The organism is Thalassolituus sp. UBA2009 (genome assembly GCF_002335285.1).
GTDB lineage: Bacteria > Pseudomonadota > Gammaproteobacteria > Pseudomonadales > Oceanobacteraceae > Venatoribacter > Venatoribacter alkanivorans.
Genome location: NZ_DDCJ01000058.1, coordinates 25,393 through 50,775, shown reverse-complemented (window position 1 = coordinate 50,775; position 25,383 = coordinate 25,393). Strand labels below are relative to the sequence as shown.

Sequence of the window (25,383 nt, the reverse complement as noted above, 5' to 3'; positions counted from 1 at the left end):
AATCAGTTGTGCCATTGCTGCAGCATCAGCCAGCAATATCGACCGGCAAACACTGCCCCAGCTCCAGGCCGCTGGCATCCGCATAAAACTGCGCCTGATAAGCCAGTACCTCAACGCCCTGTGCCACCACCTCGGCCAGCGCCGCGGCATAAGCCGGATCAATGACCCGCGCCGGGCGTACCCGCTTAATGCCCTCGTGCGGTACGCAGAATAACAGCAGGGTACGATACCCCTGCTGACGTAACTCGGCCAGACGGCGCAGATGCTTCAGACCACGGGCGGTCACCGCATCCGGAAAACTGCCCCAGCCATCACTGGCCTGCGGCTGATCTGGCTGAGGGTAATCAAGCAAAGTAACACTCTTAACCTCAACATACACCGCGGGTTCTTGCGGCTGCTGTGGCTGCAGCAGAAAATCCAGCCGCCCGTCTTCAACTTTAGGCTCCGGCAGAATCTGATAATCCCCCGCCAGCTCAGCAATGCGCCCGGCGGCCAGTGCCTCAGCCACCAGCTGGTTCGGGCGGGCGGTGTTGATACAGGCTTTATAACGCCCGGCAACTTCCACCCATTCCCAGCTGTAACGGTATTTGCGTTTGGCCGCGGCGCCGGATGGCAGAGAGTCCCACAACCATACGCGACTGCCGGGTTCGGCACAGTGTTTCATCGAGCCGGTATTGGGGCAGTGGGCGGTAATTTCCTCACCACTGTCGAGCACGATATCGGCCAGAAAACGTTTATAGCGTTTGATCAAACGCCCGCCGACCAGCGGCGCATCGTAATGCATCAGCGTGTTCCGCCCGCTTGAGTGAGCCAGCTCTGCAGGCGGGCAACCGCTTCCTGCAAACGTTCAAGGCGGGTGGTAAAGGCAAAACGCACATGGCTTCCGGCTTCGTGTTCACCAAAGTCGACGCCCGGCGTAATGGCCACGCCGGTTTCACGCAGCACCTGTGAACAGAAGCTCAGACTGTCGCTGGTAAAACGGCTGGCATCGGCATAGATATAAAACGCGCCGTCGGGTGCGACCGGCACGCCAAAACCCAGTTGCGGCAGAGCTTCAAGCAGGTAATCACGGCGTTCGGCCAGTTCCGCCCGGCGCTCCTCAAGAATCGCCATCGTCTCCGGCTCAAAAGCCGCCAGCGCGGCATATTGCGCCGGCGTCGGCGGTGCCAGAAAAAGGTTCTGCGCCAGGGTATCCAGGTCCGTCACCCAGGACTCCGGCACCACCGCCCAGCCCAGGCGCCAGCCGGTCATACCGAAAAATTTGGAGAAGCTGTTCAGCACCACCGCATCATCCGCCACCGACAGGACCGTCTGCGGCGCACTGGTGTAATTCAGCCCCTGATAGATTTCATCCACCCAGAGTTCGCCCTGCTGTTCACGTACAGCCGCCGCCAGATCACTAAGCTCATCCAGCGACAACACGGTGCCGGTCGGGTTGGCCGGTGACGCCACCAGCGCCACTTTGGTATCTGCCGACCAGTGCTGACGAATATCGGCCGCCGTCAGCTGAAACTTCTGCGCCGCACCACAGGGCAGCAGCTGCCCGCGGCCTTCAAACACCCGGGCAAAGTGACGGTTACAGGGATACCCCGGATCGGCCAGCAACATCTTCTGCCCAGGATTCAACCGTGCCGCGGTCAGCAGCAGCAAGGCACCGGAGGCTCCCGGTGCCAGCACAATACGCTTTGGGCTGATGCTGACACCAAAACGGCTGTAGTAATAATCCGCCAGTTTCTGGCGTAATTCGGGCAATCCCAGCGCCGGGGTGTAGCCGGTTTTGCCGGCGTTCATCGCTTTGATGGCGGCATCAATCATCGGCTGTGGGGTCGGGAAGTCAGGCTCGCCAACCTCCAGATGAATAATGTCCTGCCCCTGCGCCTGCAGCGCCTGGGCTTCGGCCAGAATGGCCATTACCTGAAAGGGTTTGATATCCGCACAACGGCGGGCAGACGAAGAGAAATCAGGGGTGGCCGGGGCCTGTTCGGAGGACATAACAACTCAACTATCAATAAATACAGATAAAAACGGCTAAAGAAGACAACAAAATAACCGGCCTATTGTGCCAGATGACTGACTGGCAGCAACCAAAGCCAACAAAACCCTGCGGAAATAGTTGGCGCTTGGCAGGTTATCTGATAGTTTCCCCGCCTTATCATTTGGAGCCCAGGGAAGAAAAGTGTTGTTTTCCCGGGGCGCATGGACCCGATGTCCGGTTAAACCGGTTTACCAGGTGAGGCAGTAACGCAATGCCGCAAGATAAAAAAGAATTTGCCCTGTCCGATTTCACTCCTTACGAAATTGGCAAAGATGAAGAATACATGAGTGATGCTCAGCTGGAGCACTTCGCAACTATCCTGCGCAACTGGAAACAGGAGCTGATGGAAGAAGTGGATCGCACCAAAGAGCACATGCAAACCGAACTGAATAACTACGCCGATCCTAACGATCGTGCCAGCCAGGAAGAAGAGTTCAACCTGGAACTGCGCACCCGTGACCGTGAGCGTAAGCTGATCAAAAAGATTGAGAAAACCATCGACCTGATCGGCAAAGGTGACTACGGCTACTGCAGCGCCTGTGGCGTAGAAATTGGTATTCGCCGTCTTGAAGCCCGCCCTACCGCCGATCTGTGCATCGACTGTAAGACGCTGGCTGAAATCAAAGAAAAACAGCTGGGCGTCTGATCCGGCTGAATGCGCGACCGCCAGCGGCGGTCGCGCTTTCTTTTTCCTCTGATGACTGACCCTTTCATGTCAGACACTGCCGTCATGGCCAATCCCCTTTCTTCTGTTTCTTATACCGGCCGCTTTGCGCCTTCTCCCACCGGACCATTGCACTTCGGCTCACTGCTTGCCGCAGTGGCCAGCTATGTCGATGCCCGTGCTAATAACGGCCGCTGGCTGGTACGCATCGAAGATCTCGACCCTCCACGCGAAGACCCCTCTGCCGCCGGTGCGATTCTGCATATTCTCGATGCCTACGGCCTGCACTGGGATGGCAAGGTACGCTATCAGAGCGAACGCCATGAGGCCTATCAACAGGTACTGCAGCAACTGATCAGCAACGGTCTGGCGTTTCCCTGCCAGTGTTCGCGCAAGCAACTTGGCGGCCTGCCGCATCAGGGGAATTGCCACTGTAAGGCAACAACGGATATCGCCTGGCGTTTTCTGTGCCCGGCAGGTGAGCTGTGCTTTGGCGATGGTTTACAGGGCCGCTGGTGCAGCGATCTGACACAGGATATTGGCGATTTTGTTATCAAACGCCGCGATGGTCCCTGGTCGTATCAGCTCGCGGTGGTCACCGACGATATTGATCAGGGCATTAGCCATATCGTGCGTGGTATCGATCTGATCGACTCCACCGCACGCCAGATCCTGCTCTACCACGCGCTGCAGCACCCCCTGCCCTGCTACAGCCATATACCGGTGGCGCTGGAGGCTAATGGGCAGAAGCTGAGCAAACAGAATCTGGCACAGCCGCTGACCACAGAAAATATCAGCCAGACCCTGTGGATGGCGCTGAGCTGGCTCGGCCAGCAACCCCCGCCGCAACTGCAGTCATGCTCGCCCGGCGAACTGCTGCACTGGGCAACACAACACTGGCAACCACAGGCACTGACCGGCCAGCGCGAGCGCCCGGCCCCCGAGGGCTTTCAACGCGAAGCGTCTGCCGGCTGAGAACTTTGTGGTACGCTTGCCGCTTTCATTTACGACGGCCTGGTTATGTACGATTACCGCCTTGGATTGGCACTGTTGGTGGGGATTTATCTGTTTTCCCCCATCATGATGGACTGGTGGCTCGATGACCGCGGCGCCTGGTATCGCCCCTTTGCAATCTGGTTGTTACTGATCGGCTTTTATATCTGGCTGAATCATAAGCGGGGTGACGATGAGCTTTAGTCTGGGTCAGCTGGGGCTGATCGTTTTAGGCTACCTCGGCGCACTGTTTACCACCGCTTATGCGGTTGAACGCGGCTGGGTCCCGCGCCGCTGGGTACGTCACCCACTGGTGTATATTTTCTCGCTCGGCGTGTATGCCAGCGCCTGGGCGTTTTATGGTTCGGTGGGCATGGCCAACCAATACGGCTATGGTTTCCTGGCTTATTACCTGGGCATCTCCGGCGCCTTTGTCATGTCGCCAATCCTGCTGCGTCCCATTCTGCATATTGCCCGTATTTATCAGCTGGGATCTCTCGCCGACCTGCTCGCCTTCCGCTACCGCTCGCGTCTGGCCGGTATGCTGGTATCAGTGTTTACCCTCGCCGTCGTGATTCCGATGCTGACGCTGCAGATCAGTGCCATCGCCGATACCCTGCATTTGCTCAACAGCGAGTGGCCGGTGACCACGCTGGCATTCGGCTTCTGTGTCACCATGATTATCTTTGCCGTACTGTTCGGCGCGCGTCATGTTTCACCGCGGGAAAAACACGAGGGGCTGGTCTTTGCCCTGGCCTTTGAATCGCTGCTCAAACTAACCGCCATTCTGGTGCTGGCCGGTGTGGCGTTGTTTGGTATTTTCGATCAGGTCGGTGGTCTGGAGCAGTGGCTGATCGATAATCAGGATCGCCTGTCCAACCAGCAGATTACCCTGCAGGAAGGGCCGTGGCGCACGCTGTTGCTGGTGTTTTTTGCCGCGGCTATCGTCATGCCACACATGTTCCATGTGACCTTTACCGAAAACGTCAACAGCGATGCACTGAAACCGGCAAGCTGGGGGTTCCCGCTGTTTCTGCTGGCCATGAGCATGGCCGTACCGCCGATTCTGTGGGCCGGTATTTACCTGAATGTACAAACACCGGCCGAGTACTTTGCCATAGGTATCGGCCTGAAACTGGAATCGCCGTTTCTGGTCATCCTGACCTTTGTCGGCGGTCTGGCCGCCGCTTCAGGCATCATGATTGTGATAACCTTGGCCACCGCCGCCATGTTCCTCAATCATCTGGTGCTGCCTTTCCACAAGCCCAGTCCGCGCCACGATTTTTATCGCTGGCTGCTGTGGATGCGGCGCTCGCTGATCGCCGGCATTCTGCTGCTGGCTTACGGCTTCTACCGTTCCGTCGGCGCCGATCTGGATCTTAACCGCCTCGGTATTCTTGCTTTTGTCGCCGCGCTGCAGTTTTTACCCGGCGTACTGGGATTGCTGTACTGGCCCAAGTCCAACCGCAAAGGTTTTCTCGCCGGTCTGATCGCCGGTATTCTGGTATGGATCTACGGCATGCTGCTGCCGTTTTCTGAGCTGGCGCTGGGCTGGAACGTACCGCTGCCACTGGCGGCCATTGATGAAAGCAACTGGCATCTGGCCGCGCTGTCAGCCTTTGCCATCAACCTGTTGCTGTTTGTTTTGGTGAGTCTCAGCAGCAAACAGAAGGCCTCGGAAATGTCGGCTGCTGAAGCCTGTTCCATTGACACCGTCTCACGCCCCAGCCGCCGCCCTTTGATTGCCGGCAACTCCAACGATGTGATTATGTCGCTGAGCAAACCGCTGGGACGCTACGTCGCCGAGCGCGAGGTCTATCAGGCCCTGACTGACCTCGATCTGCCTTCTTACGAAGACCGTCCCTACGCCCTGCGCCGCCTGCGCGCACGTTTAGAGGCGAATATTTCCGGCCTGATGGGACCAACTGTGGCGCACGATATCGTCAGCCGCTACCTGCCGTTTCAGGAAAATGCCGAACTCAGCGAAGACATTTATCAGATTGAACAGCGTCTTGAAGGCTTCCATGACCGCCTCAGCGGCCTCGCCGGCGAACTGGATAACCTGCGCCGCTACCATCGCCAGACACTGGAGCGTCTGCCGATGGGGGTATGCTCACTGGCTGACGATGGTGAGATTCTGATGTGGAATCAGGCGATGACTGAGCTGACCCAGATTGATGCTGCTCAGGTCACCGGCTCACATCTCAGCCGTCTGCCACCACCGTGGAATACGCTGCTGCAGGATTTCGTTCTTAACGAACCCATGCACGAACACAAAAAGCGTGTCGATATCGGCGCCCGTCCGCGCTGGTACAGTCTGCATAAATCAGTAATCAAGCCCAGCGGCGGCCAGCCCGGCGGTATTGTCGTGCTGATGGAAGATCAGACTGAAACCCAGTTGCTGGAAGACGAGCTGATGCACAGCGAGCGTCTGGCATCCATTGGCCGTCTGGCGGCCGGTGTGGCCCACGAGATCGGCAACCCCATTACCGGTATCGACTGTCTGGCGCAGACGATCCGCTACGAAACCGATAACCCCGAACTGCTGGAAATGGCTAACCAGATTCAGGAGCAGACCAAGCGGGTTACCCGTATCGTGCAATCGCTGATGAACTTTGCCCACGCCGGCCACCACTCCACCGAACATGAACCGGTCAGCCTGGCGCATGTTATTGACGAAGCCATGCAGCTGTTGCGTTTAAGCAAACGCAGCCAGGACATTGCCTTTATTAATGAGTGTGCCGGTGACGTGATGGTGCTTGGCGATGATCAGCGCCTGGTTCAGGTATTTGTGAACCTGTTAAGCAACGCACGCGATGCCAGCGGTCCCGGTCAGAACATCCGCGTTACCGCCGATACCGACGAACATCAGGTGATATTAAGAATTATCGACCAAGGGCACGGCATTCCCGCCGATAAAGTCGACCGTATTTTTGAGCCTTTTTTCACCACCAAAGACGTCGGTAAAGGCACTGGACTGGGGTTGTCACTGGTGTATTCCATCATCGAAGAACACTATGGCCACATCGCCATTGAAAGTCCGGTCGCCGACGGCCGCGGCACTTGTGTTAAAGTCAGCCTGCCACGTTATCATCACATTGAAGAATCGGAACCCGTTGCATGAGTCACATCCTGGTTGTTGAAGACGAAGCCATTATCCGTCAGTCCGTGCGCCGCCTGTTGCAGCGCCACGACTACGAAGTCACCGATGTGGATTCCCTTGATGCCGCCAAAAATGAAGACCTGAGCCGCTACAGCCTGATCATCAGCGATCTGCGCCTGCCCGGCGGCATGGGCACCGAACTGGTCGAGCTGGCCGGAGACACTCCGGTACTGATCATGACCAGCTACGCCAGCCTGCGCTCGGCGGTTGATGCTATGAAGATGGGGGCCGTGGATTACATCGCCAAACCCTTCGACCACGACGAAATGATTCAGGCAGTACAGCGCATTCTGAAAGAATCCAGCCTCAGCCATAAGCCAACCAACACCGATCTGCGCAAAGAAGTCAGCAAAGAATATCCGGTCAGCGGCATTATCGGCAGCTGCGAGCCTATGCTGCTGCTGTTCAAAAAAATCAGCAAAGTAGCCCCCACTGACGCCACTGTCCTTATTCAGGGCGAATCCGGTACAGGTAAAGAGCTGGTCGCACGGGCACTGCACAATCAAAGCCGTCGCCATAACGCGGAGATGATTTCGGTTAACTGTGCCGCCATTCCTGAAACCCTGATTGAATCGGAATTGTTCGGCCATGAAAAAGGCGCCTTTACCGGCGCCAACGCCATGCGTCAGGGTCTGGTCGAAGCTGCCGATGGCGGCACCCTGTTTCTGGATGAAATCGGTGAACTGCCACTCGAAGCTCAGGCGCGCCTGCTGCGCGTATTGCAGGAAGGTGAAATCCGCCGCGTGGGTTCAGTACAAAGCAGAAAAGTCGATGTTCGCCTGGTTGCTGCAACCCACCGCAATCTGAAAGATCTGGCCAGTCGCGGCGAGTTCCGTGAAGACCTTTACTACCGTCTGAATGTTGTTGAGCTTCATCTGCCGCCACTGCGCGAGCGTGGCGACGATGTGGTCGAAATTGCCAATGCCATGCTGACCCGTGCCTGCGAGAAAATGCAGCAACCGCCGATGCATTTTACCGCCGAAGCCACCCAGGCTATCCGCCAGTACAACTGGCCGGGTAACGTGCGCGAGCTGGAAAACGCCGTCGAACGTGCTGTGATCCTTGCCGATGATGACAGCATTCAGGCTGATCTGTTGGGTATTGATCTGTCACCGGATCGTTATGTCAGCCCGGCGATGCGTGAAAATCTGCTGCAGAATGAACAATATGGGCCAGTTGATGGTCAACCCCAGCAGGGCGATCTATCTTTGGACGACTACTTTGTGCACTTTGTGCTGGAAAACGAACACAACATGACCGAGACCGACTTGGCGCGTAAGCTGGGCATCTCACGCAAAAGCCTTTGGGAGCGCCGCCAGCGTCTGGGCATTCCACGCAAGAAGAGCGGGAAATAAACACCGCTTCCGCCAGCATCACCACGATGTCATCTGTATCACAAAGTGTAACCTTCGGGTTACACCCCTCTCAGAAATCAGTCATTTACCGCCACCACTGGTAACACTTTAGTGGAACGCAATTCGGGCCAACGCTCTTAAAAATCCATAAGCTACTGATTTTAAAGGATTTTTAAAGAAACCAATTAGTTGGCACGGCATTCGCTATATAGTGAGCAAAGCAATAAAAAATGCGCCTCATAAAATAAAAATAAAAAAACGAGCGCGACAGGCCAGACAATAAAAATAAAAACGGCCGCTGAGTTAAAAACAATAATAACAAGCCCCGACTCACTGAAAGACGATTGCTTTGCCCGCGACGCAGCCGGCAAAGCAATCATCTCTCTTATCTGCAAGACCCCAGTACTGCTGCCAACTCCCCTCTGAAACAGCCCCCGTAACAAAATTCTGTAACAGACCCGGACAATCCCGCCCGTCCTCAGCTCTCGTCAGTATTTTCAGCGCAACCAGCAATAAACCGTAAAAACCAATACTTTCCCCTGACTTAAAAAGCGTCAGCCACGACCAGAAGCGACGTCATCCCAAATAAGGTTACACACTGTTACCTAGAAACATCTTTTGTTACCTCAGGCCTCGCTCCAAGTAACACTTTAGTCGAAGTCTCGGGTAACAAACGTCACGTAAAATGCATAAGACATTGATATTAAAGGACTTTTAAAAACTGGCATGGCGAATGCTATATAGATATCAGAACACTGAGGCGAACAATAAAAATAACAAACGTCCTGAGTGCAAAACCGGCGACTTATAAAAATAACAAAGCGCCGGGCAAAACGGTCTTCGATAACAACAACAATAAAAGACCGGTGTTATGAACACGCTGTTTTGAATGCACAGCTCTTGGCTGTGAAGAATAAGAAAAATAAAGGGCAGGAACCTGTCCATTCAAAACAGTCGGTTCGCCTGGTTGAAAATAACAATAATAAAAAGAGAAGACTCACAAAGCCGCCAATGCGGCTTTTTGTTTATCTGCCCCCCGCAAACAGACTTCGCGGCCATTGCTGGCAGACGAGGCTATTCAGAGGTTCCTTAAATTCAGGTGAACCGTTACACTCGCCTGCTTCTTTGCAAGACTAAGACTTCTCAATCCGTGAAACGGCCAACCAATTTGATCAAATCTGTTATCCGCCTGTTCGGCAAAAAGAAACCACGTACCGATGTGCAGCTGACCATCGTGCCACGTGACGAGCACAGCATCAGTCGCAGCAACATCAGCGAAAATGCCCTCAAAGTACTGTACCGGCTGAACAAAGCCGGACACCAGGCATTGCTGGTTGGCGGTGGCGTTCGTGACACCCTGCTGGGCCTGCATCCAAAAGATTTCGACGTAGCAACCGATGCCACCCCTGAACAGGTTAATCAGCTGTTCCGTAATTCCCGTCTGATCGGCCGTCGTTTCAAGCTGGTGCACGTGGTCTTTGGCCGCGACGTGATTGAAGTAGCCACTTTCCGCGCCCCGCCCACTGAGGAACACTCCAGTAAAATTGCCGCCAAGGGCGATCAGGGCATGATTCTGCGTGATAACGTTTACGGCAACAAAGACGAAGACGCCGTACGCCGCGATTTCACCATCAACGCTCTCTATTACGATATTGCCGACTACAGCGTGCATGCTTATGCCGGCGGTTGGGATGACCTGCAAAACCGTCGTCTGCGCCTGATCGGCGATCCGGAAACCCGTTACCGCGAAGATCCGGTGCGTATGCTGCGCGCCATCCGTTTTGCCGCCAAACTGGATTTCAGCATTGAGGCGCATACTGCCGAGCCAATCCCGGTGATGGCCCCATTGCTGGAACAGATTCCGGCCGCACGTTTGTTTGAAGAAATTCTCAAACTGTTTCTGCACGGCAAGGCGCTGGATACCCTGCGCCTGCTGCGAGAGTACCAGCTGTTTGGCCCGCTGTTCCCGGCCACCGAGCAATGCCTGCGCGATGATCCGCAGGCTCTGGTCATGGCCGAGAACACCATGCGTAACACCGATGAGCGCATCCGTGCGGGTAAATCGGTAACACCTTACTTCTTCCTTGCTGCCCTGCTCTGGCCACCGCTGGTGCGTATCCAGAAAGAATTTGAGGCCAAAGGCATGCCACCGCACCCGGCGCTGCAGAAAGCGGCCGACCGGGTTCTGGCGCAACAGATTCAGAGCACCGCCATTCCCAAGCGCTTTTCTATCCCGATGCGCGAAATCTGGGAAATGCAGTTACGTCTGGCACGTACCCAGAGCCGCAAGGCCGAAGACCTGCTGACCCACCCGCGCTTCCGTGCCGCTTATGATTTTGTACTGCTGCGCGAGCAGTCCGGCGAAAACCTGAATGGTATCGGTGGTTTCTGGACACGCCTGCAGCAGGAGCATCCGGATCTGGTACAGAGTCGTCCGCCACGCGATTTCGAACGTACAGGCGACGCTGACGGTCAGGGCGAATACAAAAAACGCCGTCGCCGTTCTCCGCGCAACCGTAACCGCCGCCCACCTCAGGCTCACTGAGCGCCCGGCTGGCCATGATTCGCTGCTTTATTGGCCTCGGTGCCAACCTTGACGATCCTGCCGCGCAGATCACTATCGCTCTGCGCGCGCTGGCCGCATTACCGCACAGCCGCCTGCTGCGCTGCTCTTCACTGTACGGCAGCAAACCACTGGGGCCGCAGGATCAGCCGGATTACATGAATGCCGTTGCTGAGCTGGAAACCAGTCTCGAACCGCTGGCCATGCTGGATGCCCTGCAGGCGCAGGAACAGGAACAGGGGCGCATCAAACGCCGCCACTGGGGAGAGCGCTGCATCGATCTCGATCTGCTGTTGTACGGCGACCTGACCATGCGCAGCGAACGTCTGAATATCCCCCATCACGAGATGCATAAGCGCAGTTTTGTACTGTTGCCGCTGACTGAAATTGCCGCCGATCTGCACCTGCCCGATGGCCGCGCCATTGCTGGGCTGACGCCGGAATTCGGTGGTGATCTGCAACGCATCGGGCCACCGCCACAGGTTTGTTGACTGCTCTGACAGTTGACTTATAAGCGCCAATCCGCACCATACGCCCCAGATTTGTTTCTAAACGAAACGCTGTAACCGGAGAATGACCATGAGTCCCATCAGTATCCGCTCACTGCAGGCAATGAAAGCCGGGCAGGAAAAATTTTCGGTCCTGACCGCCTACGACGCGACCTTTGCCCAACTGGCAGCCGATGCCGGTGTCGAAGTACTGCTGGTCGGCGATTCCCTCGGCAATGTGATTCAGGGCCAGGACAGCACACTGCCGGTTACGGTTGAGCATATGGTCTATCACACCGAAGCCGTTGTGCGTGGCAACCGTCGCGCCAAGCGCCCGGCATTCATCATGACCGATCTGCCGTTTATGAGTTACGGCACGCTGGAACAAGGGCTGGAAAGCGCCCGTAAGGTGATGCAGGCCGGTGCCCATATGGTCAAACTGGAAGGCGATGACTGGCTGATTCCGCTGGTTGAATCTCTGGGCCGTCAGGGTGTGCCGGTGTGCGTACACCTTGGCCTGACACCGCAATCGGTGAACAAATTCGGTGGTTACCGCGTACAGGGCCGTGAAGACGATAAAGCCGAAGCCATGCTGGCCCACTGCATCGCGCTGGAAAAAGCCGGTACCGACCTGCTGCTGCTCGAATGTGTCCCCAGCGCCCTTGCCGCCCGCATCAGCGCCGCGGTATCCATTCCGGTGATTGGCATCGGCGCCGGTGCTGGCACCGATGCACAGGTTCTGGTGATGCACGATATGCTGGGTCTGAATTCCGGTTTTACTCCTAAGTTTGTGAAAAACTTCCTCACCGATGGCCGCAACGTGCAGCAGGCCTTTGCCGCTTATGTTGAAGAAGTTAAATCCGGTCAGTTCCCGGCCGCCGAACACGGATTCAACGCATGATTACCGTTCATACCATCCGCGAACTGCGCGAACATGTGCGCAATGCCCGCAACAGCGGCCGTCGTATCGGGTTTGTGCCAACCATGGGCAATCTGCACGAAGGCCATATCAGCCTGATTGAATGCTCTCTGGCGGCAGACTGCTTTACCGTTTCATCAGTATTCGTCAACCCGCTGCAGTTCAATGATAAGAGCGATCTGGCACGCTACCCGCGCACCCTGCCTGCCGATCAGGAAAAGCTCGCCGCCGCCGGCTGTGACCTGCTGTTTGCGCCCGATGTCGATGAAATGTACCCCAACGGCCAGGACGCACAGAGCATTGTGCATGTACCGGTCGTATCTGAGGGGCTGTGCGGCGGCAGTCGCCCCGGCCACTTTGATGGCGTATCGACGGTGGTCAGCAAACTGTTCAATCAGGTGCTGCCGGATATGGCCTTTTTCGGTGAAAAAGATTTTCAGCAGGTGGCGGTAATCCGCAAGATGGTGAACGACCTGTGCATGCCGGTGGAAATCGTCCCGGTACCAACCAAACGCGCAGCTGATGGCCTCGCCTTAAGCTCCCGTAACGGTTATCTGAGCGCTGAAGAACGGGCGCTGGCCCCGGGCCTGTATCAGACCCTGAGCGAGATCGCTGACGACTTCAAAGCCGGAAAAGACCTTTCCGACAGCCTGAAAAATGCAGAAGAACGCCTGAATCAACGTGGTTTCCGTACCGATTATCTGGAAATCCGCCGTACTTCAGACCTGGCTCCGGCAACACTCAATGACCACTCTGTAGTCGTTTTAGGCGCGGCTTTCCTTGGCTCAGCACGCTTAATTGATAATCTTCAGGTGACATTGAATCAGGCGAATGATTGAGGCATACTTCGCCGCCTTGCGCCCATATGGGTGATAAGTGAACAATTCCGGCGCTGCAGGACCTGCTCCCACAGTGAAGAATCGTCCGAATAGTAAAGAAAGGGTTTACCATGCAATCCATCATGCTCAAAGCCAAGCTTCATCAGGCTCGGGTTACGCACTCGGTGCTGAACTATGAAGGCTCTTGTGCCATTGACGGCAAATTGCTGGATCTCGCGGGTATGCGTGAGTTTGAACAGATCCAGATCTATAACATCAATAATGGCAAACGCTTCACCACCTATATTATTCGTGGCGAAGATGGTTCAGGTATCATTTCCGTAAATGGTGCTGCAGCGCATATGGCTGATGTGGGCGACCGCATTATTATCTGTGCTTACGCTAACTATGACGAAAAAGAGCTGGCCACGTTCAAGCCTAAGATGGTGTACCTGAACGCCGATAACAGCGTCAGCCATACCAGCTTCGATATTCCGGTCCAGGTGGCCTGAGCCCGGCTCACTGCCAGACCAATAAACGCCGCTTTATGCGGCGTTTTTTTATGGGCCATTGCCAACCCAGCCCTCAGCGCAAGTTTTTTGCCCGTTGTTGCCGCCTTCCGTATACTCGCCGCATCTGACTTGTCGTTGTCATCCGACCGTATTTAAGGAAAGTTCATGGCCGTAACAGGAAGCCTGACCCAGTCTGAAATCTGGAAATCGTTACAACAGCATCATGCCGGAATCAAAGACCAGCATATGCGTGACTGGTTTGCAGCAGACCCTTACCGCTTTGAGCGCTTCCATATTCAGGCCGCTGGTCTGAGCCTGGATTACTCCAAAAACCGTATCACCGAAGAAACCATGCGCCTGCTGCTGCAGCTCGCCAATGAGCGGGAACTGCCTCTGCATATCGACAGTATGTTCAGCGGCGAAGCCATTAACCGCAGTGAAAAGCGTCCTGCCCTGCACACCGCCCTGCGTAACTTCAGCGATCGCCCGGTGCTGGTTAACGGCCAGGACATCATGCCGGAAATCAAAGACACCGTACGCCGCATGGAAGAGTTCTGCTGGAAAATCCGCCGCAACCAGTGGCGCGGTTACACCAACAAAGCCTTTACCGATGTGGTCTCCATCGGCATCGGTGGTTCTTTTCTGGGCCCAAAGCTGGCATCCGGTGCGTTAAAACCCTACTGGGATAGCCGCCTGACTATTCACTATCTGGCCAATATCGATGGCTCTCATATCACCGAGATCCTGAAGCGCCTCGACCCGGCCACCACGCTGTTTATCATCCAGTCGAAGTCATTCAGTACTCAGGAAACCCTGAAGAATGCCATGGCCTGCCGCCAGTGGTTCCTGGATAACGGTGGTAACGAAAGTGACCTGGCCAAGCACTTTACCGCGGTGTCTTCCAATATTGAGAAAGCGGTTGAGTTTGGCATTGCCGAAGAGAATATTTTCCCGATGTGGGACTGGGTGGGCGGCCGTTATTCGCTCTGGTCAGCCATTGGTTTACCGCTGGCACTGGCGATTGGTATCGACAACTTCCGCGACCTGCTGCGTGGCGCCTTTGAAATGGACGAGCACTTCCGCACTGCGCCGCTGGAGCAGAATATGCCGGTAATCATGGCGTTACTGGGAATCTGGTATGTGAACTTCTTCGGGGTAAATTCCCACGCCATTCTGCCGTACGACCACTATCTGCGTACCCTGCCGGCCCACCTGCAGCAGCTCGATATGGAGAGTAATGGCAAGTCGGTCACCGCCGATGGTTATCAGGTCGATTATCAGACCGGCCCAATCATCTGGGGCGGCGTTGGCACCAATGGCCAGCATGCTTTCCACCAGTTGCTGCATCAGGGCACGCATTTCTCTCCCTGTGACTTCATCATGCCGATGTGCAGCCACAACCCGATCGACAATTTCCACGCCATGCTGGTCTCCAACTGCCTGAGCCAGAGCCAGGCGTTGCTGCAGGGCAAATCGGAAGACGAAGCCATCGAAGAACTGATCGCCGCCGGCATGAGCAAAGCTGAAGCTATCGTACTGGCACCGCAGAAGGTCATTCCCGGTAACCGTCCGAGCAATACCCTGTACTTCCCCAAATCCAAGCCACAGACCATTGGCGCACTGATCGCTCTGTACGAGCACAAGGTCGCGGCCCAGGGCATGCTCTGGGGCGTAAACTCCTTCGATCAGTGGGGCGTGGAACTGGGTAAACAGCTTGGTAATAAAGTACTGGAAGCGCTGGAATCACAGCGTATTCCGCAACATTTTGACGGTTCTACCAACGGCCTGGTGCGCGCTTACCAGCAAATGCAGGATATGCTCTGATCCTGTCTGATGCCGGAGTATGAGCCCTCATTCATACTCCGGCATGACTTCCGACTCTTGAGTGTGGGTGCTTTCAGTTATTCCCATAAGGACGTACTGACTATCAGGTCAGACAACTTGTCGCATTCCGACTCCTAAGCTATTCCTAATCCTGAGTTTTCAATCAGGATGATGCTGAATGACGCTGTTTAACGGACTATCCCTGCGCTACAAAATTTTTGCCATTGCCCTCACCGGTGCCGCCGGTTTTCTCATTTACCTGGGTTATTCACTGCTCGCGCAGCAGCGCATAGAATCCAACCTGAAGCATATGGAGCAGGTTGCTTTCCCGTTAACCGAAAAAATCGACCGCAGCGGCCTGCTGCTGTTTAAAGTCCGCAATGAGCTGGCCAATGCCGTCGCCGATCTGGATGAAGACCGCATAGCCGAAGCCCGCCGTCATCATCAGGATATGCTGACAACACTGGATGCTATCCGCCAGCTGCTGCCTCAGAACCAGCAGATCCAGCAACTCAGCGATGCCTATAAACAGTACTGGCAAAGCGCCAGTCAGATGGCTGAGGGCATGATTAAAGGCTCTATAGAGCTGGCCCAACTGGCACAACGTGCTCAACAGGCAAACCAGACTTACGATGCTTTCAGCACCATGCTGGAGCAGCTGCGCCAGCAGAATTACCAGAACTTTTCTGCAGAAATTCAGGCCACCAGCGATGAAAGCTCGCGCACCCTCAAGGTCGGCCTGATGATTGCGCTGATTATGATCGCCATGCTGCAGTTCACCGCCTGGTACATCTCCAGCCTGATTACCCGGCTGGTTAACCGTATTGTTCACTCACTGGGCTCAATGGCTACCGGCCACGGCGATCTGACCATCCGCCTGCAAACCCGCGCTACCGATGAAATCGGCAAACTGGTCACCAACTTCAATGGTTTTATCAGTCACCTGCAGCTGCTGGTACGGGTAATGGCTAACTTAAGCCTTGGTGTGTCTGCCGGTTCAGAAAAAGTACTGACCATCGCCACCGCGACCCGCCGTGGCATCCAGCATCAGCAGGATGAAATTGAACAGGTAGCCACTGCGGTCAACCAGATGTCCGCCACCGCCTCCGAAGTCGCCGAGAGCGCCGAATCCGCCGCCGATGCCACCCGCAAAGCCAGCGAAGAAACCAGCGCCTCGCAAAAAGTGATGGAAGCCAATATCCGCGCCATTACCGAGCTGGTGCATGATGTACAGCACGCCCGTGACGTTATCCAGACGCTGGCGAAAGAAAGCGAACAGATCGGCAATGCCTCCAAAACCATTCAGGGCATTGCCGAACAAACCAACCTGCTGGCGCTGAACGCCGCCATTGAAGCCGCCCGTGCCGGCGAACAGGGCCGTGGTTTTGCCGTGGTCGCCGATGAAGTCCGCGCACTGGCCGCCCGCACCGAAGAAACCACCAGCGATATCCAGAGTGTTACCGAACGACTCAACCGCAATATGAAAGAAGCCGTTCAGGTGATGGAGCTCAGTCAGGGCAATGCCCAGAAAGCAGTGGAACAGTCACGTCAGGCCGAAAACTCACTCAACAGCATTATGCAGCACGTAGCCACTATCAATAATATGAACGCTCAGGTTGCCACTGCCGCGGAAGAACAAAGCCAGGTGGCGGCCGAAATCAGCGCCAATATCGTGCGTATCAATGAGGTGTCCGAGAATACCGTACGCGAGGCCAGCAACACCGCCAGCGCCTCCGAGCAGCTGGCCGAGCAGGCCGAACAACTGCGCAGCATCGTAAACGAGTTTAAAGTTTAGGATCGGGTGCCATTCAGCTAGAATAGCCGCCTTATTTTAAGTGCGTGGCAGAGTGTTACTGCTGCCCGCACCTTGTTATCAGGACGGCCATCATGTCTGCACATTCTGCATCCGCACACGCTTCTTTCCATGCCATCGAATGGCGCCAGCAAAGCCTGCATCTGCTTGATCAGCGCGTACTCCCGCACGAACACCGTGTACTCGAATACACCACCGCCGCCGAAGTCGCCGATGCCATCCGCGCCATGGTCGTGCGCGGTGCCCCGGCCATTGGTATTGCCGCCGCCTATGGCTATGCCCTCGACGCTCTGGCCGGCCGCGATCTGCAGCAGGCTTACCATGTTCTGGCAGAATCCCGTCCGACTGCCGTTAACCTGTTCTGGGCACTGGAGCGCATGGCCGCGCTCAACACCGCCGATGCGCACACACTGGTGGCCGAGGCCCGCAAGATTCACGAAGAAGATATCGCCGCCAACCTCGCCATGGGCGAGTTCGGTGCCTCGGTGCTGCCGGAAAATGCCGTAATCTACACCCACTGCAACACCGGCGCACTGGCCACCGGTGGTCACGGTACTGCCCTTGGCATTATCCGCAGCGGTTACGCCGAAGGTAAGGTTACTCAGGTATACGCCGGAGAAACCCGCCCGTGGTTACAGGGCGCGCGTCTGACCGCTTGGGAACTGATGCAAGATCAGATTCCTGTCTCTCTGGTATGCGACGGTGCCGCCGCACAGCTGTTCCGTCAGGGCAATGTCGACTGGGTGATTGTCGGCGCCGACCGTATTACCGCCAATGGCGATGTAGCCAATAAAATCGGCACTTACAGTCTGGCGGTACTGGCCAAACACCATGGGGTCAAAGTGATGGTTGCCGCCCCGACCACTACCTTCGACTTAACCCTCGAAAGCGGTGAAGACATTCCGATCGAGCAGCGGCCGCAGGAAGAAGTGACCAGCCTCTTTGGTCAGCCGATTGCACCGGCCGGCTGTCAGGCCATTAACCCGTCATTTGATGTTACCCCGGCTGGCCTGATCGATGTCATCGCCACCGAAAAGGGCCTGATTATGCAACCCGACCGCGACAGCGTTGCGCTGCTGCTGGCACGCTGAGGAATGGCCATGTTTAATCAGCAGGATTTTGCCCGCGCCGCCCAGGCGCTGTGTGATTATGGCCGCATCCTCTACAGCCGTGGCTGGTCACCGGCCACCAGTTCCAACTATTCCGTACGCCTGAATGAGCAGTGCTGTGCACTGACCAGTTCCGGTAAGCACAAGGGCGAGCTGACACCGGCGGATATTCTGGTGGTCGACTGGAATGGCCACGCCCTGACTCCGGGCAAGCCTTCCGCCGAAACCCTGTTGCATACTCAGCTGTACGAACGTGATCCGGCGATTGGTGCCGTGCTGCATACCCACTCGCCGGTGGCGGTAGTACTGTCGCAGATCTGGCCACAGGATCAGCTGCAGCTTAACGGTTGGGAACTGCAGAAAGCCTTCGCCGGGGAAACCACCCACGAAGACACCATAAGCTTTCCGCTGTTTGCCAACGATCAGGATATCGCCCGCCTGGCTGCTCTGGTCGAACAGCATATGAGCACTCAGGGTCAGGGCCTCGCCTATCTGATACGCGGTCACGGCGTGTACACCTGGGGCAAAGATCTGGCGGAATGTTTCCGTCATCTGGAAGCGCTGGAAAACCTGTTAGGCTACCAGCTCGAATTGCTGAAACTCCGTCAACTCTAAGGGACTGCCATGAGCATTATCCGCATCTATACCGACCACGACACAACGAATCTGTTGTTTACCAGTGATAACAGCAGCAAGATTCAGGCGCGACTGGCAGAGATTGGCGTACGCTTCGAACAGTGGCAAACCGGCAGCGATCTGAGCGCCGGCGCCCAACCGGAAGAAGTTATCAGCGCCTACCGCAAAGACATCGACCGCCTGATGCAGGAAGATGGCTATCAGACCGTTGATGTGGTCAGCCTCAGCGCCGACCATCCGCAGAAAGCCGAACTGCGGCAGAAATTTCTCAGCGAACACACCCACAGCGAAGACGAAGTGCGTTTCTTCGTCGCCGGTGAAGGTCTGTTCACCCTGCATGCCGACAACAAAGTGTTTGAAGTCCTGTGCCAGAAAGGCGACCTGATTAGTGTGCCGGCCAACACCCCGCACTGGTTTGATATGGGCCCGAATCCGGGTTTTATTGCCATCCGTCTGTTCAACAACCCTGACGGCTGGGTCGCCAACTTCACCGGCAGCGACATTGCCGAACGCTTTAACCGCCTGGAAAACTGAGCCGCACCCCTGATGACCGTAAAACTGATTCTGACCGATATTGAAGGCACCACGTCTTCCATCTCTTTTGTCAAAGACGTGCTCTTTCCATACGCCGCACAGCACCTGCCGGATTACGTGCGCAGTCATCTGCAGGATGCTCAGGTGCAGCAGCAACTGGCACAGACTGCGCAACTGGCTGCCGCCGAAGGTATCGACGTTGACGCCACCGACCATGAAGCGCTGATTGCGCTGTTGCTGCAGTGGATCGCCGCCGACCGCAAAGTAACACCGCTGAAAGCCCTGCAGGGACTGATCTGGGAAGCCGGCTACAAAAACCGCGACTACGCCGCGCACATGTATGCCGATGCCACCGAATACCTGCAGCGCTGGCATGCCAGCGGCATTCCGCTGTATGTCTATTCTTCGGGCTCAGTACAGGCACAGAAGCTGTTTTTCGGTTATTCACAGGACGGTGATCTGCTGCCGTTGTTCAGCGGTCATTTCGATACCCTGGTCGGCGGCAAACGGGAGGCCGACTCCTACCGTACTATCCTCGCCGAACTGCAGAAGCAGCATGATATTCAGGCGGCGGATGTGCTGTTTCTGTCGGATATCGCTGAAGAACTGGATGCCGCGCGCGCAGCCGGACTGCAAACCTGCTGGCTGGTACGTGATGGTGCTCTACCGCAGAACCCCACTCATACCGCCGTCAGTAGCTTTGCGGATATTGTTTTAAACTGATCGCTTAAGACAAACATGGCATCTGGCCCGATACGCCAGATGTCAGAATTATCCCCCTCCGTTAAAGTGGTACGCTCTTACAATTATAACGAGCTCACCATGAAATCCGTTCTTCCTCTGTTGTTCCTGTTGTTGTTGGGCATGCCCGCTCAGGCCAGCTACAACGATCTGCGTGTTCTGACCCATAACGTGTATCTGCCGGTCTTCCTCTGGGGACTGGGCACCGGCCCGGGTACCGATCAGCGTGCAGCGCTGGTCGCCCAGGCAGACTATATCCGCGGCTACGATGTGGTCGCGCTGAATGAACTGTTCGAACTGAACTACGACGGCAGCGGCCCGGCCAATGTTATTCTGCAGGGGCTGGCAAACGACTATCCGTATCAGACGCCGGTGATCGCCTCCGACCTGAATGCCAGCCAGTGGGATGACAGCATTGGTTATATTGATCCGGTTAAAAAGAATGGCGGTGTTGCCATCCTCAGCCGCTGGCCGATTGAGTATCAGGCGCAGGTGATGTTTAACAACAGCTGCGGTGACGACTCTCTCGACAACAAGGGCTTTGCCTATGCGCGCATTCTGCGTAACGGTGAACGCCTGCACCTGATCGCCACTCACACCCAGTCAGAATCATCCAGCTGCGGCGGTACGCCAAAAGGCTCGGCGGAGCGTCTGGCACAGTTCGGAAAAATCCGCGATTTTATTGCTGCGCAGAATATCCCTGCACATGAACCCGTGATTATCGCCGGCGACCTGAATGTTAAAACCCAGGGTCCGGAATATCAGAACATGCTCAGCGCACTGAACGCCCGTGCTCCGCAATACCTGAATGATATCCCCAGCTGGAACCCTGAGCAGAACGACCTCGCCGCCAAACAATACCCGGGCTACGCCCCTGAACATCTGGATTACCTGTTGCTGTCGGCTGCCCATGCAGACATTCCGGGCTGGGGTAACGCCACCCTGCCGGTTGCGGCAGCCAGTACCTGGCGGGATACCGTCATTATTCCCGACAGCTACCATTATGAATCGGATGAATATTCCGACCACTTCCCGGTGGTGGGTTTAGGCGCCGCTGCCAGTCAGCCGGACATCAGCCCGCGTCAGGAGCGTTATCGTCAGGTGCGCTTCAAAGCGCTGAACAGTGGCGGCTATCTGGGTCTGAGCAATAACAGCGACGGCTGGCTGACCACCAATCACAGCGCCAGCGATGCCAGCAGCAGTTTCAGTATTGAAGGCTGGGGAACTCAGTTTACCGACCTCTATTGCCTGACCAGTAATAACTATAAAGATGTCGGCGGCTGGCCCGGTGCCTATATCAAGCTGCGCAGCAACCAGAACGGCCGCTATATGAATTACTGGCGCGGCGGCGATGGCGACTACGGTTATTACGCCGCCAGCAGCCCGTCGGAGAACCTGTATTTACGTAAAGTCGGACCCGTCAGTGATGGTTGCCTGAAAGACGGCGATGAAGTGGTGTTCGGCGATTTCGGCGGCAGTTTCTGGTACTACGTACGCAACTGGCAGGGTGGTAACTGGCACAACCACCTGTTCCTGTGGGATCGCAGCTACGGTAACGATCACCGCTTCCGCGTTGAAATAGATTAAGCGCCAAAGAGTGCCATGCGGTTATTCCGCATGGCACTGTTTTTTTAAGGCATGTTCTCTTTAAGACAAATTTCCCTTACAGAGCCTGCTCTTTACAGAACGCTCCCTCAGGAAGGGGCTTCTATTCCGGCTGCCAGATAAGGCTCCAGTGCCAGAATACTGTCTGCCAGCCCCTGCGGGATATCACAGGGCTGTCCGGCCTTGTAATCAAAGAACACCAGCAGACTTTCACCTTTCGCCACCAGGCGTGAGGTTTCATGACTCCAGACCGCGTACTCCTGGGTAATACGCCCGCTTTCCAGACGCAGACTGCGGATACCGACACTCAGTGTATCCGGGTACTTTACCGGCGCCAGAAACTTAGCATTAGTGGAAGCCAGAATCGGCCCGCGGGCATAGTTGTTCATATAATCGAGAATCTTCAGATTATCGAAATACTGCACTCTGGCGCTTTCAAAATAGCGGAAGAACTGGGTGTTATTCACATGCTGAAAAGCATCCATTTCCCCCCAGGCTACCGGTACTTCAATGACGACCGGATATTCATACAAATCCTGCATAGCATTTTCCTGTAGTTAACGTGGTGACGACCGGCCTCTCTGTGCCGGTTTTCTGACAATCATCAATGTCTAAAAAGTCAGAAAAGACACTTTAGCAATAGACATGCCTTTATTGCCGTTAAATCATCGAAAATACTAAAACCAGGAAATTGATGAATATTATTCAGCTCATTCAAGGGCTGGTGGCACCAATCATAACCAGCAGGTACAAAAAAACCCCGGAGCCTGAGCTGCGGGGTTTCTTTGCTGCACCAGATGCGGATTACAGCTCGAAGCTGTGACGCAGAACGATGGTTTCTACACGGTCAGGACCGGTGGAAATAATATCGATCGGTGCATTAATAGCCTGCTCGACAAAACGCACGTAGGCACGGGCATTTTCCGGCAGATCATCAATGCTCTTGGCACCAAAAGTCGACTCGCTCCAGCCTGGCAGTTCCTGATAGACCGGCTTGATCTTATCGAACTGATCAGCACTGGCCGGTACATTCACGGCATTGCCATCGGCATCTTCGTAACCAACACAGACTTTGATGGTCTCCAGACCGTCCAGTACGTCGAGCTTGGTCAGACAGATGGTGTTGATGGAGTTTACGCGGATCGCGTGTTTCACCAGCATCGCATCGAACCAGCCACAACGGCGGTCACGGCCGGTGGTGGTGCCTTTTTCTTTACCGACAGTCGCCAGATGTACACCCACGTCGTCGAACAGTTCGGTCGGGAACGGGCCAGAACCTACACGGGTGGTGTAAGCCTTGGTGATACCCAGAATCTGATCCAGATAGAGCGGGCCTACGCCGGAACCGGTCGCCACGCCACCGGCGGTGGTGTTGGACGAGGTTACGAACGGATAGGTACCGTGGTCGATATCCAGCAGTGTGCCCTGCGCACCTTCAAACATGATGTCGCCACCACTTTCGCGGATTTCGTGCACCAGGTTCACAGCGTCAACAACAACGTCTTTGATCTGTGCTGCCCAGTCCATACAGGACGCCAGGGTTTCTTCGTAGCTGACTTCGTCAACGCCGTAGTAATTTTTCAGCGAGAAGTTATGGTATTCCATCACTTCTTTCAGTTTGTCGGCGAACTCCGGCTGATACAGATCGCCAACGCGCAGGCCGCGACGGGATACTTTATCTTCGTAAGCCGGGCCGATACCACGACCGGTGGTACCGATCTTGGCATTGCCACGCTTAATCTCACGAGCCTGATCCAGAGCGCAGTGATACGGCAGAATCAGCGGACAGGCGTGGGAGATACGCAGACGTTCCATTACCGGTACGCCACGCTCTTCCAGTGCCCGGATCTCTTTCAGCAGAGCATCCGGCGCCAGCACCACACCGTTACCGATGATACAGGTCACGCCATCACGCAGGATGCCGGACGGAATCAGGTGCAGTGCGGTTTTCTCACCGTTAATTACCAGTGTATGACCAGCATTGTGACCACCCTGAAAGCGCACTACAGCGGCGGCTTTTTCAGTCAGCAGGTCAACAATCTTACCCTTACCTTCGTCACCCCATTGGGTGCCCAGAACAACAACGCTTTTGCCCATCGCGGTATCAATCACTCTAAAAAATTAAGCTTCGACCAGCTGCCACTGGCCATCCAGTTTTTTCAGATACAGATCCGCCCGGATCGCATCATCGTTCAACGGCACCAGAACCCGTTTGCCCTGCTCGCGCAGTTGCGCAATCAGTTGCCATAAGGCCGGGTCATTATCATTGGGTGCAACTACTGTCTGTTTTGCTTCTGCCTGATAGGTTCCGAAACGGGCCAGTACCTTCAGATCAGCACTGAAGCCGGTTGCCGGACGGGCACGGCCGAACACCGCGCCGGTTTCGTCATAACGGCCACCCTGAGCGATGGCATCGCCATAGCCAGGAATATAAGCAGCAAACACCAGACCGGTGTGATAGTTATAGCCGCGCAGTTCGGTCAGGTCGAAATACAGCGACGTCTGCGGGAAACGCTGCGCCAGCTGCTCTGCAACCTGCTGAATATGCGCCAGCTCGGCGGAAGTTTCCGGTACCAGCTCTGCCATACGGCTGATGGCGGCATCCAGTTTCTGACGGTCGCCCTGCAGGCGGATCAGCAGTGCAAAGGCTTCAGCCAGTGCAGCATCCTGAATTTCGCGCGCAGCCCAGGCTTCAAGGTCGGTGGCGCATTTCAGTTTCAGCAGATCAAACAGCTCACGCTGCTGTTCAGCACTGATACCGGCTTTGGCTGCCAACGCACGGAATACGCCAACATGGCCCAGATCCAGATGCACCTGCTGTACACCGGCGGACTCAAGCAGGGTCAGCATCAGGCTGATGATTTCAACGTCGGCACCAACACCGGCTTCGCCGTACAGTTCAGCACCAATCTGCGTCGGGGTGCGGCTGGCCAGCAGTGAGCTGGCCTTGGCATGGAATACGGTACGGCAGTAGCTCAGACGGCTGATGCCTTCCGGAGCCAGACTGTGGGCATCGATACGGGCAACCTGAGGCGTGGTATCGGCACTCAGTCCCATCAGACGGCCAGACAGCTGGTCGGTGACTTTAAAGGTACGCAAATCGAGATCTTTGCCAACACCGGTCAGCAATGAGTCCAGATATTCAAGCGCCGGTGGAATCACCAGGTCATAGCCACAGTTATCCAGCAGGTCGAGCAAACGGCGACGCAACTGTTCAATCCGCCGCGCCTGTGGCGGCAGCACTTCTTCAATACCATCCGGCAATAGCCAACGGTCAGCGCTAGTCATCGTCCAGCCTTTTAATTGATTACGTAAAGTAAACCCAGCCCGATCAGCATACTGATCAGACCGGTCATGCGCATCGTGCGATCATCGACTGTGGCCAGCTGAGCGACCAGCTTGCGCCACCGGGCGGGGTAGAGAAACGGCATTACCCCTTCAAGAATAAACACCAGGCAGAGGGCGATAGCGAATTCGCGCCATAAATCGGGCTGCACCGGAGGTCCTCAAAAGAAAATCGCACAAAAAAACCGGGCACCAGGCCCGGTTGCAGGATTCTACCAAAGCCGCTGCGCCTTGAACATGGTTAAGGCGCGGGCATTGGTTATTGC

23 protein-coding genes are annotated in these 25,383 nt (G+C 55.7%); 17 read left to right on the top strand and 6 right to left on the bottom strand.

Going from position 1 to position 25,383, the window contains the following annotated elements; genetic code table 11:
- Window positions 1-25 precede the first annotated feature (25 nt).
- Both sfsA and B3P58_RS06265 read right to left on the bottom strand, forming a co-directional pair.
- Window positions 26-784, bottom strand: a complete 759-nt coding sequence (sfsA, locus tag B3P58_RS06270) for a DNA/RNA nuclease SfsA (RefSeq protein ID WP_286716523.1) — start codon at window positions 782-784, stop codon at window positions 26-28.
- Entirely contained in the window at window positions 784-1,992 is a 1,209-nt protein-coding gene (locus tag B3P58_RS06265) for a pyridoxal phosphate-dependent aminotransferase (protein WP_286716522.1), read from the bottom strand. Before B3P58_RS06265 ends, sfsA begins: the two co-directional genes overlap by 1 nt.
- A 254-nt stretch (window positions 1,993-2,246) precedes the next feature.
- Between B3P58_RS06265 and dksA the strand changes: the two genes are divergently transcribed.
- The 17 genes from dksA (at window position 2,247) to sph (ending at window position 21,754) form a co-directional block, all read left to right on the top strand.
- Complete coding sequence (dksA, locus tag B3P58_RS06260) at window positions 2,247-2,681, top strand: RNA polymerase-binding protein DksA (RefSeq protein ID WP_145469840.1); 435 nt, start codon at window positions 2,247-2,249, stop codon at window positions 2,679-2,681.
- Between the two features lie 66 nt (window positions 2,682-2,747).
- Entirely contained in the window at window positions 2,748-3,674 is a 927-nt protein-coding gene (gluQRS, locus tag B3P58_RS06255) for a tRNA glutamyl-Q(34) synthetase GluQRS (protein WP_286716521.1), read from the top strand.
- 45 nt (window positions 3,675-3,719) lie between these two features.
- Window positions 3,720-3,896 (top strand): hypothetical protein, encoded by a 177-nt coding sequence (locus B3P58_RS06250; RefSeq protein WP_186435975.1) that lies wholly within the window; start codon window positions 3,720-3,722, stop codon window positions 3,894-3,896.
- A complete protein-coding gene (locus B3P58_RS06245) occupies window positions 3,886-6,816 on the top strand; it encodes a sensor histidine kinase (protein ID WP_145469842.1) in 2,931 nt (976 codons plus the stop codon). Before B3P58_RS06250 ends, B3P58_RS06245 begins: the two co-directional genes overlap by 11 nt.
- Window positions 6,813-8,210 (top strand): sigma-54-dependent transcriptional regulator, encoded by a 1,398-nt coding sequence (locus B3P58_RS06240; protein ID WP_145469843.1) that lies wholly within the window; start codon window positions 6,813-6,815, stop codon window positions 8,208-8,210. Before B3P58_RS06245 ends, B3P58_RS06240 begins: the two co-directional genes overlap by 4 nt.
- A 1,168-nt stretch (window positions 8,211-9,378) precedes the next feature.
- Window positions 9,379-10,755: a polynucleotide adenylyltransferase PcnB gene (gene pcnB, locus B3P58_RS06235; RefSeq protein ID WP_349676572.1), complete on the top strand. Its 1,377-nt coding sequence runs from the start codon at window positions 9,379-9,381 to the stop codon at window positions 10,753-10,755.
- 14 nt (window positions 10,756-10,769) lie between these two features.
- Complete coding sequence (gene folK, locus B3P58_RS06230) at window positions 10,770-11,264, top strand: 2-amino-4-hydroxy-6-hydroxymethyldihydropteridine diphosphokinase (protein WP_286716520.1); 495 nt, start codon at window positions 10,770-10,772, stop codon at window positions 11,262-11,264.
- 88 nt (window positions 11,265-11,352) lie between these two features.
- On the top strand, window positions 11,353-12,162 hold the full coding sequence (gene panB, locus B3P58_RS06225; RefSeq protein WP_286716519.1) for a 3-methyl-2-oxobutanoate hydroxymethyltransferase: 810 nt from the start codon (window positions 11,353-11,355) through the stop codon (window positions 12,160-12,162).
- Window positions 12,159-13,019: a pantoate--beta-alanine ligase gene (gene panC / locus B3P58_RS06220; RefSeq protein ID WP_225692128.1), complete on the top strand. Its 861-nt coding sequence runs from the start codon at window positions 12,159-12,161 to the stop codon at window positions 13,017-13,019. The genes panB and panC overlap by 4 nt, the downstream gene beginning before the upstream one ends.
- 110 nt (window positions 13,020-13,129) lie before the next feature.
- A complete protein-coding gene (gene panD, locus B3P58_RS06215) occupies window positions 13,130-13,510 on the top strand; it encodes an aspartate 1-decarboxylase (RefSeq protein ID WP_145469848.1) in 381 nt (126 codons plus the stop codon).
- A gap of 165 nt (window positions 13,511-13,675) precedes the next feature.
- On the top strand, window positions 13,676-15,334 hold the full coding sequence (gene pgi / locus B3P58_RS06210; RefSeq protein WP_230332635.1) for a glucose-6-phosphate isomerase: 1,659 nt from the start codon (window positions 13,676-13,678) through the stop codon (window positions 15,332-15,334).
- A 178-nt stretch (window positions 15,335-15,512) separates the two neighbouring features.
- The gene (locus tag B3P58_RS06205; RefSeq protein WP_286716518.1) at window positions 15,513-17,129 is read left to right on the top strand and encodes a methyl-accepting chemotaxis protein; all 1,617 of its coding nucleotides are present in this window, start codon (window positions 15,513-15,515) and stop codon (window positions 17,127-17,129) included.
- Between the two features lie 92 nt (window positions 17,130-17,221).
- Window positions 17,222-18,238: an S-methyl-5-thioribose-1-phosphate isomerase gene (gene mtnA, locus B3P58_RS06200; protein ID WP_145469851.1), complete on the top strand. Its 1,017-nt coding sequence runs from the start codon at window positions 17,222-17,224 to the stop codon at window positions 18,236-18,238.
- A 9-nt stretch (window positions 18,239-18,247) separates the two neighbouring features.
- A complete protein-coding gene (locus B3P58_RS06195; RefSeq protein ID WP_286716517.1) occupies window positions 18,248-18,871 on the top strand; it encodes a methylthioribulose 1-phosphate dehydratase in 624 nt (207 codons plus the stop codon).
- Between the two features lie 9 nt (window positions 18,872-18,880).
- Window positions 18,881-19,426 (top strand): 1,2-dihydroxy-3-keto-5-methylthiopentene dioxygenase, encoded by a 546-nt coding sequence (locus B3P58_RS06190; RefSeq protein WP_286716516.1) that lies wholly within the window; start codon window positions 18,881-18,883, stop codon window positions 19,424-19,426.
- Window positions 19,427-19,438: 12 nt separating this feature from the next.
- Window positions 19,439-20,149: an acireductone synthase gene (gene mtnC / locus B3P58_RS06185; RefSeq protein ID WP_286716515.1), complete on the top strand. Its 711-nt coding sequence runs from the start codon at window positions 19,439-19,441 to the stop codon at window positions 20,147-20,149.
- 99 nt (window positions 20,150-20,248) lie between these two features.
- Complete coding sequence (gene sph / locus B3P58_RS06180) at window positions 20,249-21,754, top strand: sphingomyelin phosphodiesterase (RefSeq protein WP_286716514.1); 1,506 nt, start codon at window positions 20,249-20,251, stop codon at window positions 21,752-21,754.
- Between the two features lie 107 nt (window positions 21,755-21,861).
- On the opposite strand, the gene B3P58_RS06175 is transcribed toward sph, so the two are convergent.
- The 4 genes from B3P58_RS06175 to B3P58_RS06160 all read right to left on the bottom strand — a co-directional run bounded on the left by B3P58_RS06175 (window position 21,862) and on the right by B3P58_RS06160 (window position 25,269).
- Complete coding sequence (locus B3P58_RS06175) at window positions 21,862-22,314, bottom strand: acyl-CoA thioesterase (RefSeq protein WP_286716513.1); 453 nt, start codon at window positions 22,312-22,314, stop codon at window positions 21,862-21,864.
- Between the two features lie 262 nt (window positions 22,315-22,576).
- Window positions 22,577-23,869 carry an adenylosuccinate synthase gene (locus B3P58_RS06170; RefSeq protein ID WP_260998465.1) on the bottom strand — a complete coding sequence of 431 codons (1,293 nt, stop codon included), beginning with the start codon at window positions 23,867-23,869 and terminating at the stop codon, window positions 22,577-22,579.
- Window positions 23,870-23,893: 24 nt separating this feature from the next.
- Window positions 23,894-25,060: an ATP phosphoribosyltransferase regulatory subunit gene (locus B3P58_RS06165; RefSeq protein WP_230332629.1), complete on the bottom strand. Its 1,167-nt coding sequence runs from the start codon at window positions 25,058-25,060 to the stop codon at window positions 23,894-23,896.
- 11 nt (window positions 25,061-25,071) lie between these two features.
- A complete protein-coding gene (locus B3P58_RS06160) occupies window positions 25,072-25,269 on the bottom strand; it encodes a DUF2065 domain-containing protein (protein ID WP_145469859.1) in 198 nt (65 codons plus the stop codon).
- Window positions 25,270-25,383 lie beyond the last annotated feature (114 nt).